The 16,051-nt window shown below is 58.9% G+C and carries 15 protein-coding genes; 11 read left to right on the top strand and 4 right to left on the bottom strand.

The window, feature by feature from the left end:
- Positions 1–21 precede the first annotated feature (21 nt).
- The 7 genes from ACOKCT_RS07895 (at position 22) to ACOKCT_RS07865 (ending at position 8,043) form a co-directional block, all read left to right on the top strand.
- Positions 22–1,374, top strand: a complete 1,353-nt coding sequence (locus ACOKCT_RS07895) for a glycoside hydrolase family 28 protein (RefSeq protein WP_159339584.1) — start codon at positions 22–24, stop codon at positions 1,372–1,374.
- Positions 1,371–2,930 (top strand): MFS transporter, encoded by a 1,560-nt coding sequence (locus ACOKCT_RS07890; protein WP_159339583.1) that lies wholly within the window; start codon positions 1,371–1,373, stop codon positions 2,928–2,930. The genes ACOKCT_RS07895 and ACOKCT_RS07890 overlap by 4 nt, the downstream gene beginning before the upstream one ends.
- 50 nt (positions 2,931–2,980) lie before the next feature.
- Entirely contained in the window at positions 2,981–4,216 is a 1,236-nt protein-coding gene (locus ACOKCT_RS07885) for an MFS transporter (RefSeq protein ID WP_159339582.1), read from the top strand.
- 70 nt (positions 4,217–4,286) lie between these two features.
- The gene (gene osmF, locus ACOKCT_RS07880) at positions 4,287–5,204 is read left to right on the top strand and encodes an ABC transporter substrate-binding protein (RefSeq protein WP_103180290.1); all 918 of its coding nucleotides are present in this window, start codon (positions 4,287–4,289) and stop codon (positions 5,202–5,204) included.
- Positions 5,205–5,223: 19 nt separating this feature from the next.
- Positions 5,224–6,381: an ABC transporter permease gene (locus tag ACOKCT_RS07875; protein ID WP_103180288.1), complete on the top strand. Its 1,158-nt coding sequence runs from the start codon at positions 5,224–5,226 to the stop codon at positions 6,379–6,381.
- Positions 6,374–7,309, top strand: coding sequence for an ABC transporter ATP-binding protein (locus ACOKCT_RS07870; RefSeq protein ID WP_103180286.1), 936 nt, complete (start codon positions 6,374–6,376; stop codon positions 7,307–7,309). Before ACOKCT_RS07875 ends, ACOKCT_RS07870 begins: the two co-directional genes overlap by 8 nt.
- Positions 7,306–8,043 carry an ABC transporter permease gene (locus ACOKCT_RS07865; protein WP_159339581.1) on the top strand — a complete coding sequence of 246 codons (738 nt, stop codon included), beginning with the start codon at positions 7,306–7,308 and terminating at the stop codon, positions 8,041–8,043. Before ACOKCT_RS07870 ends, ACOKCT_RS07865 begins: the two co-directional genes overlap by 4 nt.
- Here the strand turns inward: ACOKCT_RS07865 and ACOKCT_RS07860 are convergent.
- Together ACOKCT_RS07860 and mlrA are read right to left on the bottom strand one after the other, a co-directional pair.
- Complete coding sequence (locus ACOKCT_RS07860) at positions 8,018–8,131, bottom strand: protein YohO (protein ID WP_072036698.1); 114 nt, start codon at positions 8,129–8,131, stop codon at positions 8,018–8,020. The two genes, ACOKCT_RS07865 and ACOKCT_RS07860, sit on opposite strands and share 26 nt — an antisense overlap.
- Positions 8,132–8,190: 59 nt before the next feature.
- Positions 8,191–8,925: an HTH-type transcriptional regulator MlrA gene (gene mlrA / locus ACOKCT_RS07855; protein WP_103180283.1), complete on the bottom strand. Its 735-nt coding sequence runs from the start codon at positions 8,923–8,925 to the stop codon at positions 8,191–8,193.
- A gap of 219 nt (positions 8,926–9,144) precedes the next feature.
- Between mlrA and ACOKCT_RS07850 the strand changes: the two genes are divergently transcribed.
- The 3 genes from ACOKCT_RS07850 to ACOKCT_RS07840 are packed head-to-tail and all read left to right on the top strand — an operon-like array spanning position 9,145 to position 12,063.
- A complete protein-coding gene (locus tag ACOKCT_RS07850; RefSeq protein WP_103180281.1) occupies positions 9,145–10,833 on the top strand; it encodes a sensor histidine kinase in 1,689 nt (562 codons plus the stop codon).
- Positions 10,827–11,546 (top strand): two-component system response regulator BtsR, encoded by a 720-nt coding sequence (gene btsR / locus ACOKCT_RS07845; protein ID WP_103180279.1) that lies wholly within the window; start codon positions 10,827–10,829, stop codon positions 11,544–11,546. The genes ACOKCT_RS07850 and btsR overlap by 7 nt, the downstream gene beginning before the upstream one ends.
- A gap of 46 nt (positions 11,547–11,592) precedes the next feature.
- Positions 11,593–12,063 (top strand): DUF1456 family protein, encoded by a 471-nt coding sequence (locus ACOKCT_RS07840; protein ID WP_103180277.1) that lies wholly within the window; start codon positions 11,593–11,595, stop codon positions 12,061–12,063.
- Positions 12,064–12,168: 105 nt separating this feature from the next.
- Here the strand turns inward: ACOKCT_RS07840 and metG are convergent, their stop codons facing one another.
- A complete protein-coding gene (gene metG, locus ACOKCT_RS07835) occupies positions 12,169–14,202 on the bottom strand; it encodes a methionine--tRNA ligase (protein ID WP_156654887.1) in 2,034 nt (677 codons plus the stop codon).
- Between the two features lie 165 nt (positions 14,203–14,367).
- Here metG and apbC point away from each other — a divergent pair, with 165 nt between their 5' ends.
- A complete protein-coding gene (gene apbC / locus ACOKCT_RS07830) occupies positions 14,368–15,477 on the top strand; it encodes an iron-sulfur cluster carrier protein ApbC (RefSeq protein ID WP_103180274.1) in 1,110 nt (369 codons plus the stop codon).
- Positions 15,478–15,558: 81 nt separating this feature from the next.
- Here the strand turns inward: apbC and ACOKCT_RS07825 are convergent, their stop codons facing one another.
- Complete coding sequence (locus ACOKCT_RS07825) at positions 15,559–15,891, bottom strand: RcnB family protein (protein ID WP_103180272.1); 333 nt, start codon at positions 15,889–15,891, stop codon at positions 15,559–15,561.
- Positions 15,892–16,051 lie beyond the last annotated feature (160 nt).

Below are 16,051 nucleotides of genomic sequence, written 5' to 3'. Positions count from 1 at the left end.
TAACAGCTGACAGGTATCAACATGAAGCTCTCGTTAGAAAATGTCGTTCTCGACCGCAGCGGTCTGACTCCCGTCACCGATCTCCTCCAGGGGCTGATTGCGACCCTCGCCCAGGCCGGTGGCGGTACGCTGGTGATCACGCCGGGTACCTACCTGACGGGCACGCTGGTATTACCGTCAAACTTCACCCTGCATCTGGAAGCCGGTGCGCGTCTGCTGGCGAGCCCCCATGAGGCGGACTACCAGGCCTGCGAAACCCAAAGCATGGCCGAGCTTTCCAGAATGGCGCTCCTCTATGCGCGTGATGCCCATCACCTGACCCTGTGCGGTCCAGGCTGCATCGACGGCAATGCCAGCGCCTGGTTTGCGCCAGCGCCGGACGCCCAGGGCTACCGTCAGCCGAAAACCCATCGTCCGCGCATGCTGGTGCTGGAAGGGTGCGAGCAGGTGCGGATCGCCGATATCACGCTGTACGACGCACCCATGTGGACCGTGCACCTGGTCAGCTGCAGGCATGTTTTTATCAAACAGATCACCATTGATAACGATCTGGCGCTCTCCAATACCGATGCGCTGGATCTCGACAGCTGCCAGCATGTGCACCTCAGCGACAGCTATTTCAGCGCCGCCGACGACGGCATCTGCCTGAAGACCACCGCCAAAAGCGCAGCGTTGCAGCAGCCGATGGAGAACGTCACGGTCAATAACTGCATCATTCGCTCAAAAAGTTGCGCCATCAAAGTGGGCACCGAGACCTTTGCCGACATCCGCAACCTGGTGGTCAGCAACTGCGTCATTTTCGAATCCAACCGCGCCATCGGCCTGGTCTCCCGCGACGGCGGACGGTTCAGCCAGATGCTGTTCAGCAATATCGTCTTTGATTGCCGGCACGGCGATCCCTGCCACTGGGGAAAAGCCGATCCGGTCTTTGTCTCCGTCCGCCACCGCGCGCCCAACGTCGCGCCCGGCGAGATAAGCCAGGTCACGTTCTTAAGCCTCAGCGGAAGCGGGGAAGGGGCTATCAACCTACACAGCGACGTGCCGGGCGCCATTCACGACATCACCTTTAACGGGCTGAGCTTCTCTCAGCGCCTGAGCGCCAGCGAGGAGCAGGGCTGCTATGACGTGCGCCCTCCCTGTAACCCCGCGCGCCCGACAGGGATGGGACTGGATAACGCCTGGCGCGTTAACCCGCAAACGGGGCGCGCCTACGGCGTAGAACGCTATCCGCACGGACTGCCCGCGCTCTATGCCGCAGGTGTTGAGGGATTACAGCTGCACGTCATCCAGATTGCCCGTCCGCTGCCGTTACCTGCGGGCTGGGATGAAGAGAGCATCCGAACTTACCCGGCGAATACAGGGAATACAAAATGATAAAAAAAGTGCGAGAAATTAAACTGCGTAACTATGTCTGTTACGGGCTGGCAGATGTGATTGGCTCCGGTGCCTTCACGCTGGTCAGCGCCTGGCTGCTGTTTTTCTTAACCACCTTCTGCGGGCTGACGCCGATTCAGGCGGGCTCGCTGTTTGCGGTGGCGCGTATTGTCGATGTGATCATGTGTCCGGTCATCGGCTACATTTCCGATAACTTCCATAAGACGGCGCTGGGCCGACGCTTTGGCCGTCGCCGCTTCTTCCTGCTGGCCAGCATTCCGCTGGTGTCGGTCTACAGCCTGCTGTGGGTGGAGGGCTTCAATTACTGGATGTACCTGCTGTTCTACATCCTGTTTGAGATCGTTTACACCATGATCATCATCCCGTACGACACCCTGTCGGCAGAGATGACCTCCGACTTCAAAAAGCGCTCAAAACTCACCAGCGCCCGCATGTATATCGCCCAACTGGCCGGTTTTGCTGCCGCCTTCCTGCCGGGACGTCTGGTGGCATACTTCGGGCCGGAGTCGTCAGCGTCATTCTTTTATACCGGCGCCATTTTCACCGTCTCCTTTATGATCGTACTGTTCTTTGTCTACTTCGGCACCTGGGAACGTTCGCTGGAGGAGATCCAGCAGAGCGAAGCCCACAGTGAAGAGGAAGAGAAGGAGCCGCTGGCAACCCGGACGTACCATATCTATTACGATTTCCTCTCCACCCTGAAAATCAAAACGTTCAGATCGCACCTCGGGATGTATCTGGGCGGTTCAGTGGCGCAGGATATCTTCAACTCCGTCTTTACCTACTTCGTGGTCTTCGCCCTGATGACCTCGTCGGTGATGGCCTCTAACCTGCTCGGCGTGATCAATGCCCTGCAATTCTTTGGCGTCGGGATCGCCACCTGGCTGACCCTGCGTTACTCCCCGTCCCGGGCCTTCGCCACCCAGGCCTCAATGGCTCTGGTGGCCTTTGCCCTGCTGGTGTCAGCGTACTTCCACCAGACCGGTGGGATGGTACTGCTGTATGCCGGGGCGGCGATTGCCGGCCTGGCGCGCGGCGGGATCTACGCCATTCCATGGAATAACTACACCTTCGTGGCAGACGTGGACGAGATCCTCACCTGTCAGCGTCGGGAGGGGATCTTCGCCGGCTTTATGAGTCTGCTGCGTAAGGCCTCTCAGGCGATGTCGATTTTCCTTGTTGGCGTGGCTTTGCAGATGTCGGGCTTTGTCTCCGGGCAGTCCGCGCAGCCGCAGTCGGCCATCAACATGATCATAGTGATCATGATTGTGCTACCGATGATCCTCACCGTCTGGGGGATCTGGTCGGCCTGCCAGTTCCGCATCAACAGCCGCACCCACGCCATTCTGAACGAAGAGGTGGCGCGCCTGAAGCAGGGCGGCAGCAAGGCGACCGTCAGCGCGGAAAACCGTGCGGTTATCGAAAGCCTGACCGGTATGCCGTATGAGCACTGCTGGGGCGAGAACAGCGTTGGCTATCTCAACCGCAAACGGATGATGGCGCGTCAGAGCCCTCCGCAATTCACCAACGCCTGATCCTCACAGCCTGACCGGGTCCGGGCCCCCGGTCTTTCAGGACGAAGCACATGACAGAACACAGCGTATATATTCAGCAAGGGATCTGGGCCAGACTGGGTCTGCCCCGGGAACTGAGCTGGGGTTTTATCGGCATTTTTCTGTTTATTACCGGTGCCACCATCGAGCAAAGCTGGCTGGCCTCGATGCTGCAAAACCGCGGCTTTGATGCGTTTCACATCAGCCTGCTCTCATCGGTGTTCGGCCTGTGCGTGGCGGTGATCTCCTGGTTTGCGGGGATCGGCGCGGGGGTACTGGGCCTGCGTCGTCTGATGTGGAGTGCCACGGCGATCTACTTTCTCGGTTCGATCCCGTTTATCGGCTATGCCCTGCCGCAGGGAAACTACCCCCTGATGGTCGCCAGCTACACCCTGCGCGGCGTGGCTTACCCGCTGTTTGCCTACTCGTTTCTGGTCTGGATTAACCAGCGCTGCGAGCCGCGTATCCTGGGGCGGGCGGTTTCCTGGTTCTGGATCGCCTTTGGCGTGGGGATGACCATTATCGGACCGTGGTACGCCAGCCTGATGTTGCCGCGGATCGGCGAAACCGCCACCCTGTTGAGCGGCTTTATCTTTGTGGTACTGGGGGCGTTCTGCGCGCTGGTGCTCAATCCCGATCGGCCGCAGACGGCGCAGGGCGGCAGCATGGGGGCGGCACTCACCGAAGGGATCATGGTGATGCTGCGGGAGCCTAAAATGCGTCTCGCGGTGATCGTCAAAACCATCAACGACATCGGCAAATTTTCGCTGGTGATCCTGATGCCGGTCTACCTGCCGCGCTTTGGCTTCAGTATCGCGACGTGGCTCACCATCTGGGGGCTGGTGAACGTTGTTAATATTTTCGCCAGCTACTTCTTTGGCTGGCTGGGGGACACCATCGGCTGGCGTAACACGGTGGTCTGGTTCTCCGGCACCCTGTGTGGTCTGGCGATGGTGGCGGTATGCTACGCCCCGGTGCTGTCTGGTAACAGCGAGCCCGCGCTGTTCTGCGCCTTAGCGCTCTATGCCATTGGGCTCGGGGCGTTCGGGCCGCTCAGCGCGCTGATCCCCTCCCTGCTTCCTGATAACAAAGGCGCGGCGATCGCCTGCCTCAATCTGGGCTCCGGCCTGAGCAACTTTGTCGGGCCGCTGATTATCACCCTCTGCGTGGCTCCCCTCGGCGTGGAGGGAACGCTGTGGGTGATCGCCATGCTCTACTTTGCCGCCAGCGTGCTTACCCTGCCGTTAAAACTGCCTGAGACGCGCTAAAACGCCACTTATCGACTACGCTTTTCTCTCAAGCCTCTGAAAAAGGCGGCAAAATCATGAGGAAAGCGGAATGACTATTTTAAAGGGGATTGTTGGTTCAGCGGCGCTGCTGGCGGCGTTGAGCCTGCCATTACAGGCAGCGGAGCCGGTAAAGGTCGGGTCGAAAATTGATACGGAAGGGGCGCTGCTGGGCAATATTATTTTGCAGGTGCTGGAGAGCCATGGCGTCAAAACCGTCAATAAAGTGCAGCTGGGTACTACCCCGGTAGTGCGTGGCGCCATCACCTCCGGCGAACTGGATATCTACCCGGAATACACCGGCAACGGGGCCTTCTTCTTCAAAGATGAAAATGACCCGGCGTGGAAAAATGCCAGCAATGGCTACGAGAAAGTGAAAAAACTCGATGCCGAACAGAACAAGCTAATCTGGCTTACCCCGGCTCCGGCGAATAACACCTGGACCATCGCGGTACGCAAGGATGTGGCGGAGAAAGGCAAACTCACCTCCCTTGAGGATCTGAGCCGCTACCTGAAAGAGAAGGGTGATTTCAAACTCGCCGCCTCAGCCGAGTTTATCGAACGCCCGGATGCCCTGCCTGCCTTTGAAAAAGCCTATGACTTCAAGCTCGATCAGAGCCAGCTGCTCTCACTGGCGGGGGGTGATACCGCCGTCACCATCAAAGCAGCCGCTCAGCAAACCTCGGGCGTGAACGCGGCGATGGCCTACGGTACCGACGGCCCGGTAGCGGCGCTGGGTCTGCAAACCCTCACCGATCCAAAAGGCGTTCAGCCGATCTATGCCCCGGCGCCGGTGGTGCGCGAGGCGGTGCTGAAGGCTTATCCGGAGCTGGACGCCTGGCTGAAGCCGGTATTTGAAACGCTGGATGAGAAAACCCTGCAACAGCTGAACGCCAGCATTGCAGTCGAGGGGCTGGATGCCAAAAAAGTGGCGGCAGATTACCTGAAGCAAAAAGGGCTGGTGAAATAACCCGCCGCAGGACTGTGCTGTGCCGATAAGATGTCATAACCGCGTGCTGCTGCTGATGGCTCTCATTGCCCTGGCTGCAGCCGCGCTACCCTTTGTGAATTTTGCCCCGAACCGGCTGGTGTCCGGGGAAGGGCGTGCCGTCTGGCAGGTGTGGGCGTTCTCGCCTGCACTGCTGCTTATTGTGCCGGGTCTGTTAATCGTGCTTGCACTGATGCGTGGTCGCGGGGCAGTGGTGGCGACGCTTGTGGTGTGCGAGCTGCTGTTCGCCGGGCTGGTCTGGAGCGCGGGGCTTGCCGCCACGCATCTTGCCAGCAGCGAAAGTCCGCTGGCGCGCACTGCCGTGGGCAGCGGCCTGTGGCTCTGGCTGGCGCTCTGCCTGCTCGCCTGCAGCGATGCCATTCGTCGGCTTAACCTGCCGCCGCTCTGGCGCTGGCTGCTGCAGGCGCAAATCTGGATCCTGCCGTTGCTGCTGCTGTTCAGCGGCGAACTCAACGCCCTCTCGCTGATGAAAGAGTACGCCAACCGGCAGGATGTCTTTAACGATGCCGGGCAGCAGCACCTCACGCTGCTGCTGGGCACCCTCATCCCGGCCCTGCTGATTGGCGTGCCGCTGGGGCTGCTTTGTTATCGCCGTCCGGCCTCTCAGGGGCCAGTGTTTGCGGTGCTGAATATCATTCAGACCATCCCTTCCGTGGCGTTGTTCGGCCTGCTGATTGCCCCGCTTGCCGGGCTGACCCGCGCCTGGCCGTGGCTGTCTTCGCTGGGCATTGCCGGAACCGGCCTGACGCCCGCGCTGATCGCCCTGGTGCTCTATGCCCTGTTGCCGCTGGCGCGCGGGGTGCTGGCGGGGCTCAGCCAGGTGCCCGCCGAGGTGCTGGAGAGCGCCGACGCGATGGGGATGAACAGCCGCCAGCGTTTCTGGCAGATCCAGCTCCCGCTGGCCCTGCCGGTGCTGTTGCGCGGCCTGCGCGTAGTGGCGGTGCAGACCGTGGGGATGGCGGTGATAGCGGCCTTAATTGGCGCCGGAGGATTCGGCGCGCTGGTGTTCCAGGGGCTGCTGAGCAGCGCCCTGGATCTGGTGCTGCTGGGCGTTATACCGACCATCGTGATGGCGGTGGTGGTGGACGCGCTGTTTGCGCTGTGGATCGCCCTGCTGCGAAGGAGAACCGATGATTGAGTTTGATGATGTAAGTAAAACCTTTGCCGGCGAGCCCGCGGTCAGCAATCTGGATCTGACCTTTGCCGAAGGGGCCTTCACGGTGCTGGTGGGCACCTCGGGCTCGGGCAAATCGACCACCCTGAAGATGATCAACCGACTGGTGGAGCATGACAGCGGTCTGATCCGCTTTGCCGGGCAGGAGATCCGCAGCCTGCCGGTGCTGGAGCTGCGTCGGCGGATGGGTTATGCCATTCAGTCCATCGGTCTCTTCCCGCACTGGACGGTGGCGCGCAACATCGCCACCGTGCCGCAGCTGCAAAAATGGCCTCGGCAACAGATTGACGACCGGGTGGATGAACTGATGGCGCTGCTGGGGCTGGATCCTGCCCTGCGTGAGCGCTATCCGCACCAGCTTTCAGGCGGGCAGCAGCAGCGGGTCGGTGTGGCGCGGGCACTGGCCGCTAACCCGGAGGTGCTGCTGATGGATGAACCTTTTGGCGCCCTCGACCCGGTCACCCGTAGCGCGTTGCAGCTGGAGATGACCCGCATCCATCGCATTCTGGGGCGGACCATTGTTCTGGTAACGCACGATATCGACGAGGCGCTCCGGCTGGCAGACCACCTGGTGCTGATGGACAGCGGCAGGGTAGTGCAGCAGGGGACGCCGCTGGCGCTGCTGACCCGACCGGCGAATGGATTTGTGCGCGAGTTTTTTGGCCGCAGCGAACTGGGCGTACGCCTGCTGTCGCTGCGCACGGTCGGCGAGTCGATGCGCCCGGAAATCACCTCGGGCGAGTCCAGCCCGCTGCGGGCCTCCATGAGCCTGCGGGATGCGCTCTCGGCATTTGTCAGCCAGGGCTGTGAGCGTCTGCCGGTGGTGGACGATCAGGAAAGGCCGTGCGGCACGCTCTGGTTTCGCGATCTGCTGGCCCGGGAGGCGTCGTGAGGCTATTACGCGATCCACTTCTGTGGCTGGTGGCGCTGTTTGTGGCGCTCCTGTTCCTGATGCCCTACAGCGCGCCGCTCTTCAGCGCGCTGTTCCCGGAGCTGCCGCGCCCGGTCTACCAGCAGGAGAGCTTCGTTAGCCTGACGCTCGCCCACTTCTGGCTGGTCGGCATCTCCAGCCTCTTTGCCATCGTGGTGGGGGCAGGCGCCGGGATTGCCGTAACGCGGCCGGCGGGCCGGGAGTTTCGCCCGCTGGTGGAGACCATCGCCGCCGTCGGGCAGACCTTCCCGCCCGTGGCGGTACTGGCCATTGCGGTACCGGTGATGGGCTTTGGCCAGCAGCCGGCGATTATCGCGCTGATCCTCTATGGGGTGCTGCCGATTTTACAGGCGACGCTGGCGGGGCTGGCGGCAGTGCCCGCGGCGGCCATCAGCGTAGCCGAAGGGATGGGGATGAGTGGCTGGCAGCGCCTGCGCAACGTCGAGCTGCCGCTGGCCGCGCCGGTGATGCTGGCGGGGATCCGCACCTCGGTGATTGTGAATATCGGTACCGCAGCCATTGCCTCAACGGTAGGGGCAAACACGCTGGGGACGCCGATTATTATCGGCTTAAGTGGCTTTAATACCGCCTATATTATCCAGGGTGCGCTGCTGGTGGCGCTGGCGGCGATTGTGGTCGATCGCGCCTTCGAACGGCTGGCACGAAGCCTCAGCCAACACCGCCACGGACAATAAACGAATAACCTGCCAGCATCACGCCCCCAATACCGCTGACGGCCATGAGAAAGAAGAGGGTGATAACCGCGACTTTGGTTGCCTTCATAATGTGCTCCTGATGTTAACAGGGCGATTATACGGTGAAGCGCGGGTGTTAATGAACCATTAATTGCCTTTCAGCGGGAAGACGGGATAGCCGTGCGCCTGCCACTGGGTCAGCTGCTGCTCCTGCGCCGCCGTCGGTGATTCTCCGCACCAGACCAGCAGCGTCTGTCCGTCGAACAGCTCCGGGCGCAGCTGAGCCAGCGAATGCGCCAGCACGTCGACGCGCCAGCCCTGCTGGGCGGCAATCCACGCTTCAAACCACAGGCGAGTCGTGTCGTGCACGTTCCAGCCGACTACCAGCGCATCTTTGCTGTTCTTCTTTCGCGCCGTAGCAAGATAAATACAGATATAGTTGATAAGCACGCCGTCCAGCGCGCTCAGCAGTGCCTGGAGCGTGGGCTGCTGCGATTGCAGACGCCTTCGTAACGGGATGAACAGTTGGGTAATAAGGGTTTGCGCAGGGTATTCACTGCCTCGTTCCTTGATCCATATACGCAGACGGTGCAGATGGCCGCATTGCAGATAACGCAGCAGCACCTCCTGTTGTTCGCGCCAGATGTCCTGCTCCTTCTGACCTTCCGGGCTCAATAGCGTTTTAACCTTCCCGACCTGGACGCCATTATCGATCCAGCCTTTGATCTCACGGATCCGGTCGATATCCGCATCCGTAAACAGCCGGTGGCCACCGTCGGTTCGCTGCGGTTTCAGTAATCCGTAACGTCGCTGCCATGCCCGTAACGTCACAGGATTGATATCACACAGGAGTGCCACTTCTCCTATCGTGTAGAGCGCCATGTTTTCCCTCCGGCTTGCGCATGCCCAGATTAACTGTAGACGGAGAATGCTGAACCAGGAAGTTTCGCTCTTTTTTCCCAAAAAAAATGCGAATATCAGATTATGTTCGGCTAAAGGTGTGATGGCTCACACGAAAACACATTTTCGTGCTTTGACTGCAAAGAAAGTTATTGCGCTTCGGTGTATGTTACGCGCTTTAAGAATTTGCGGTTTGTGGGTATGTACGAATTTAATCTGGTGTTGCTGCTGCTTCAGCAGATGTGTGTGTTTCTGGTCATCGCGTGGTTGATGAGTAAAACACGCCTGTTCATCCCCCTGATGCAGGTCACCGTTCGTCTGCCGCACAAGCTGCTCTGCTACGTCACCTTCTCTATCTTCTGCATTCTCGGCACCTATCTGGGCCTGCATATCGAAGACTCCATTGCCAACACCCGTGCGATCGGCGCGGTGATGGGCGGCCTGCTCGGCGGCCCGGTTGTCGGCGGACTGGTGGGGCTGACCGGGGGACTGCACCGCTACTCAATGGGCGGCATGACGGCGCTGAGCTGTATGATTTCGACCATTGTCGAAGGGCTGCTTGGCGGCCTCGTCCACAGCGTGATGATCCGTCGCGGTCGCCCGGATAAAGTCTTCAGTCCCCTTACTGCAGGCGCGATAACCCTGGTGGCCGAGCTGGTGCAGATGCTGATCATTTTGCTGATCGCCCGTCCCTTCGAGGATGCCCTGCATCTGGTGGGCAGCATTGCCGCGCCGATGATGGTCACCAACACCGTAGGCGCCGCGCTGTTCATGCGCATCCTGCTTGATAAGCGGGCCATGTTTGAAAAGTACACCTCGGCCTTTTCGGCAACGGCGCTGAAGGTCGCGGCCTCGACGGAGGGGATCCTGCGTCAGGGCTTTAACGAAGAGAACAGCATGAAGGTGGCGCAGGTGCTGCACCAGGAGCTGGATATCAGCGCGGTCGCCATTACCGATCGCGAAAAGCTGCTGGCTTTTACCGGCACCGGCGATGACCATCACCTGCCAGGCAGACCGATTTCGTCCGCTTATACGCTTCGCGCCATCGAGACTGGTGAGGTAGTCTACGCCGACGGTAACGAGGTGCCGTACCGCTGCTCGCTGCATCCGCAATGCAAGCTGGGCTCGACGCTGGTGATCCCCCTGCGCGGTGAAAACCAGCGGGTGATGGGGACCATCAAGCTGTATGAAGCGAAAAACCGTCTGTTCAGCTCCATCAACCGAACATTAGGAGAGGGGATCGCCCAGCTGCTCTCGGCCCAGATCCTCGCCGGGCAGTATGAGCGGCAGAAGGCGTTGCTCACCCAGTCGGAGATCAAGCTCCTGCACGCTCAGGTGAACCCGCATTTTCTGTTTAACGCCCTCAATACCCTGAAGGCAGTGATCCGTCGGGACAGCGATCAGGCAACGCAGCTGGTGCAGTTTCTCTCGACCTTTTTCCGTAAGAACCTGAAGCGGCCCTCGGAAATTGTCACCCTTGCGGATGAAATTGAGCATGTGAATGCCTATCTGCAAATCGAGCAGGCCCGGTTCCAGTCGCGCCTGCAGGTGACGCTGTCGGTGCCGGATGAGCTGGCCTGGCAGCAGCTGCCAGCCTTTACCCTGCAGCCGATTGTGGAAAACGCCATCAAGCATGGCACCTCCCAGCTGCTGGGCACCGGCGAGATCGCCATCACCGCCAGCCGCTTTAACCGCTATCTGGTGCTGGATATTGAAGACAATGCCGGGCTCTATAGCGGTGCAAAAGAGGGGGGAGGCCTGGGAATGGGGCTGGTGGACAAGCGTCTGCGCGCCCATTTTGGCGAAGATTGCGGCATTACCGTCACCTGTGAGCCCGACAGCTTTACCCGTATAACCTTACGACTGCCTCTGGAGGAACACGCATGTTGAATGTGCTGATTGTCGATGACGAGCCGTTAGCGCGAGAAAACCTGCGATTTTTGCTGCAGGAGCACAGCGATATTGAGATTGTCGGCGAGTGCGCTAACGCCATTGAAGCCATTAGCGCCGTGCACAAGCTGCGTCCCGACGTGCTGTTTTTGGATATCCAGATGCCGCGCATCAGCGGCCTGGAGATGGTGGGCATGCTCGACCCGGAACATCGACCCTACATTGTCTTTCTCACCGCCTTTGATGAATACGCGGTAAAAGCGTTCGAAGAGCACGCCTTTGACTATCTGCTGAAACCCATCGAAGAGCCGCGGCTGGAAAAAACGCTTAACCGCCTGCGCCAGGAGCGCAACGTGCAGGACGTATCGCTGCTGGCGGAACACCAGCAGCCGCTGAAGTTTATCCCCTGTACCGGCCACAGCCGGATCTATCTGCTGCAGATGGAGGACGTGGCTTTTGTCAGCAGCCGGATGAGCGGGGTGTTTGTCACCAGCCACGAAGGCAAAGAGGGCTTTACCGAGCTGACGCTGCGTACTCTGGAGAGCCGCACGCCGCTGCTGCGCTGCCATCGCCAGTACCTGGTGAACATGGCGCATCTGAAAGAGATCCGCCTTGAAGAGAACGGTCAGGCGGAACTGGTGCTGCGCGCCGGACAGACGGTGCCGGTCAGCCGTCGCTACCTGAAAAGTTTGAAAGAGGCGATAGGGCTGTAAAACTGCTACACTGCGCGCCATTGCATCATCGACACTCGAAGGCTCTATGCTCAGTAATGATATTCTTCGTAGCCTGCGCTACACCCTGAAAGCAAATAACAACGACATGGTGCGCATTCTTGCGCTTGCCGACATGGAATCCACCTCTGCCGGGTTCGACACCTGGATGACCAAAGAGGACGAGGAGGGGTTTGTTCGCTGCCCGGACATCATCCTCTCCGGTTTTCTGAACGGCCTGATCTACCACAAGCGTGGCAAAGATGAATCTGCGCCTGAGCTGTCGCTGGAGCGTCGTGTAAACAACAACACGGTGCTGAAGAAGCTGCGCATCGCCTTTTCACTGAAAACCGACGATATTCTGGCCATCATGAGCGAGCAAAAGTTCCGCGTCTCAATGCCGGAAATCACCGCCATGATGCGCGCGCCGGACCATAAAAACTACCGCGAGTGTGGGGATCAATTCCTGCGCTACTTCCTGCGTGGGCTCACCAACCGGGTGCATGCCGCGAAGCCGTAATATTGCCCGGCGGCGGGCCTACAGGTTATGGAGGCCGGGTAAGGCGAAGCCGCCACCCGGCAAAAAGGCATAAAAAAAGCCGGAGATTATCTCCGGCTTTTTTATTTATTTCACCTGGTGACCAGGCAGCGCACCGCTGTCCGGGCTTAACAGGAAAATATCTTTCCCGCCAGGACCTGCGGCCATCACCATCCCCTCAGAGATGCCGAAGCGCATTTTGCGCGGCGCAAGGTTCGCCACCATCACCGTGTGGCGACCAATCAGCGCCTGCGGGTCCGGGTAGGCGGAACGGATGCCGGAGAAGACGTTGCGCTTCTCGCCGCCCAGATCGAGGGTCAGGCGCAGCAGCTTATCGGAGCCCTCCACAAATTCCGCGTTTTCGATCAGCGCCACGCGCAGATCGACCTTCGCGAAATCGTCAAAGGTGATGGTTTCCTGAATCGGATCGTCCGCCAGCGGGCCGGTTACCGGTGCGGCGGCGGCTTTCACCTCTTCTTTCGAGGCTTCAACCAGGGCTTCAACCTGCTTCATCTCGATGCGGTTGTAGAGCGCCTTGAAGGCGTTCAGCTTATGGCCGAGCAGCGGCTGATTGATGCTGTCCCAGCTCAGTTTGGTGTTCAGGAACGCTTCGGTACGCGCGGCCAGCTGCGGCAGAACCGGCTTGAGGTAAGACATCAGCACGCGGAACAGGTTGATACCCATGGAGCAGATCGCCTGCAGGTCAGCGTCGCGGCCTTCCTGTTTGGCAACTACCCACGGTGCCTGCTCGTCAACGTAGCGGTTCGCCAGGTCGGCCAGGGCCATGATTTCACGCACCGCTTTACCAAACTCGCGGCTCTCCCACGCTTCGCCAATCACGGCAGCCGCGTCGGTGAAGGTTTTGTACAGCTCAGGATCGGCCAGTTCCGCCGCCATCACGCCGTCGAAACGCTTGGCGATAAAGCCGGCGTTACGGGAGGCCAGGTTGACCACTTTGTTCACGATATCGGCATTGACGCGCTGCACGAAATCTTCCAGGTTCAGGTCGATATCGTCGATACGGGACGAAAGCTTCGCCGCGTAGTAGTAGCGCAGGCTGTCGGCATCAAAGTGGTTCAGCCAGGTGCTGGCTTTAATGAAGGTGCCGCGCGATTTGGACATCTTCGCGCCGTTCACGGTGACATAGCCGTGGACAAACAGGTTGGTCGGCTTGCGGAAACCGCTGCCTTCCAGCATGGCTGGCCAGAACAGGCTGTGGAAGTAAACGATGTCTTTGCCGATGAAGTGATAGAGCTCGGCCGTGGAATCTTTTTTCCAGTATTCGTCGAAGCTTACGGTATCGCCGCGCTTGTCGCACAGGTTCTTGAAGGAGCCCATGTAGCCGATAGGCGCATCCAGCCAGACGTAGAAGTATTTGCCCGGCGCGTTCGGGATTTCGAAGCCGAAGTAGGGTGCATCGCGGGAGATATCCCACTGCTGCAGGCCGGATTCAAACCACTCCTGCATCTTGTTCGCCACCTGCTCCTGCAGCGCGCCGCTGCGGGTCCACGCCTGCAGCATTTCGCTGAACGAAGGCAGGTCGAAGAAGAAGTGTTCGGAGTCACGCATCTCTGGGGTCGCGCCGGATACCACGGACTTCGGCTCAATCAGCTCGGTTGGGCTGTAGGTCGCGCCGCACACTTCGCAGTTATCGCCATACTGGTCCGGCGACTTACATTTCGGGCAGGTGCCTTTCACGAAACGGTCCGGCAGGAACATGCCTTTTTCCGGATCGTAGAGCTGAGAAATAGTGCGGTTTTTGATAAAACCGTTCTCTTTCAGACGGGTGTAGATCAGCTCCGACAGCTCGCGGTTTTCGTCGCTGTGCGTGGAGTGATAGTTGTCATAGCTGATGTCGAAGCCAGCAAAATCGGTCTGATGCTCCTGACTCATTTCGGCAATCATCTGCTCCGGGGAGATACCCAGCTGCTGCGCTTTCAGCATGATTGGCGTGCCGTGCGCGTCGTCTGCACAGATGAAGTTTACCTCGTGGCCGCGCATTCGCTGGTAACGGACCCAGACATCAGCCTGGATATGCTCCAGCATGTGGCCGAGGTGGATTGAGCCGTTAGCGTACGGCAGAGCGCACGTCACCAGAATTTTTTTCGCGACTTGAGTCATAGTAGGTATTACTTCTTTTAGCTGTAAAAAGGGTTTTTGATGTTACCCGAAAGGGAATAACTACGCCAAGTGATAAGGGCATTAATCCATAAATGAATAATTGTTACCTCTGGGGTAAACTTGGTAATTACATCTCTTTTTCAGAACAACTACAAAGGAGTCGGGATGAGTTCTCAATCCCAGGCCAAATCACCGGAAGCCTTGCGCGCAATGGTTGCCGGGACGCTGGCTAATTTTCAGCACCCCACCCTGAAGCACAATCTCACCACGCTGAAAGCGTTACATCACGTGGCGTGGCTGGATGATACCCTGCATGTCGAACTGCATATGCCTTTCGTCTGGAGCCATGCATTCGAGACGCTGAAAGAACAAACCAGCGCCGAGCTGCTGCGCATCACCGGGGCGAAAGCCATCGACTGGAAATTAACCCATACCATCGCCACGCTGAAACGGGTGAAGAACCATCCGGGTATCAATGGCGTGAAAAATATCATTGCGATCAGTTCTGGCAAGGGCGGGGTAGGGAAATCCTCCACCGCCGTGAACCTGGCGCTGGCGCTGGCCGCTGAAGGGGCGAAGGTCGGTATTCTGGATGCCGATATCTATGGCCCGTCAATTCCTAACATGCTGGGCGCGGAAAATCAGCGCCCGACCTCGCCGGATGGCACCCATATGGCGCCGATTATGGCTTACGGTCTGGCGACCAACTCCATTGGCTATCTGGTTACCGACGACAACGCCATGGTGTGGCGCGGGCCGATGGCCAGCAAGGCGCTGATGCAGATGTTGCAGGAGACAATGTGGCCGGATCTCGATTATCTGGTGCTCGATATGCCGCCTGGCACCGGTGACATTCAGCTGACCCTGGCGCAGAACATCCCGGTGACCGGCGCGGTGGTCGTCACCACTCCGCAGGACATCGCGCTGATTGATGCCAAAAAAGGCATTGTGATGTTCGAGAAGGTTGAGGTGCCGGTGCTGGGTGTCGTTGAAAACATGAGCATGCATATTTGCAGCAACTGTGGTCATCATGAAGCCATCTTCGGCACCGGCGGGGCAGAAAAACTGGCTGCGCAGTATCATACCCAGCTGCTGGGACAGATGCCGCTGCACATTACGCTGCGTGAAGATCTGGATAGCGGCAAGCCGACCGTCGTCAACCGCCCTGAAAGTGAGTTCGCTGAGATGTATCGTCAGCTGGCAGATCGCGTTGCCGCACAGCTTTACTGGCAGGGTGAGGTGATCCCGGGCGACATCGCGTTCCGCGCGGTGTAAGCCTTTGCCGGGTGGCGCTTTGCTTGCGCGGGCCTACACCTCAGGCCAGGTAAGCGAAGCGCCACCTGGCGCATTAAGCGATTAACGGTGGTAGAAGATATCGCCGTTATACGCTTTGTAGATCTTACCGTCCGTATCACCCACCAGTACGTAGTTCTCGCCCATGTAAGTCCAGTGGGTCCCCGCATCCGGTTCAGGCAGGTTACGCAGCTTATACTGCTTGATGGTGTACTCAGGTGTCAGGTACTGCGCCGGGGCGAAATCACCAATCTTGTATTTCGTAAAATCGGCTACAAACTCCTGTTCCTCATAGGCCTGGATGCCAGAGGGGGCCGCTGCGGCTTGTGGGGCAGCAAATGCTGCGCTCGCCAGTGACATCAATACGCCCAGAAGTAGAATTTTACCTTTAGTCATTTTATCTCCAGATTTACCGTGGCCATTACTCTTGTTCTGCCGTTTCGTGGCTGAGCAACAGATAGTCTATTTTATGTTTTGCCGGTTGGCTAAGGGTGTAAAAAATGTAACAAATCAACACATCCCCCCGCTAATCGCATCAGCTTTAAATATTTACATT

Source organism: Leclercia sp. M-A074-M (assembly GCF_965195605.1).
Taxonomy (GTDB): Bacteria; Pseudomonadota; Gammaproteobacteria; order Enterobacterales; family Enterobacteriaceae; genus Enterobacter.
The sequence above is the reverse complement of the archived record's forward strand: the minus strand, read 5'-3'. Positions and strand labels throughout refer to the sequence as shown.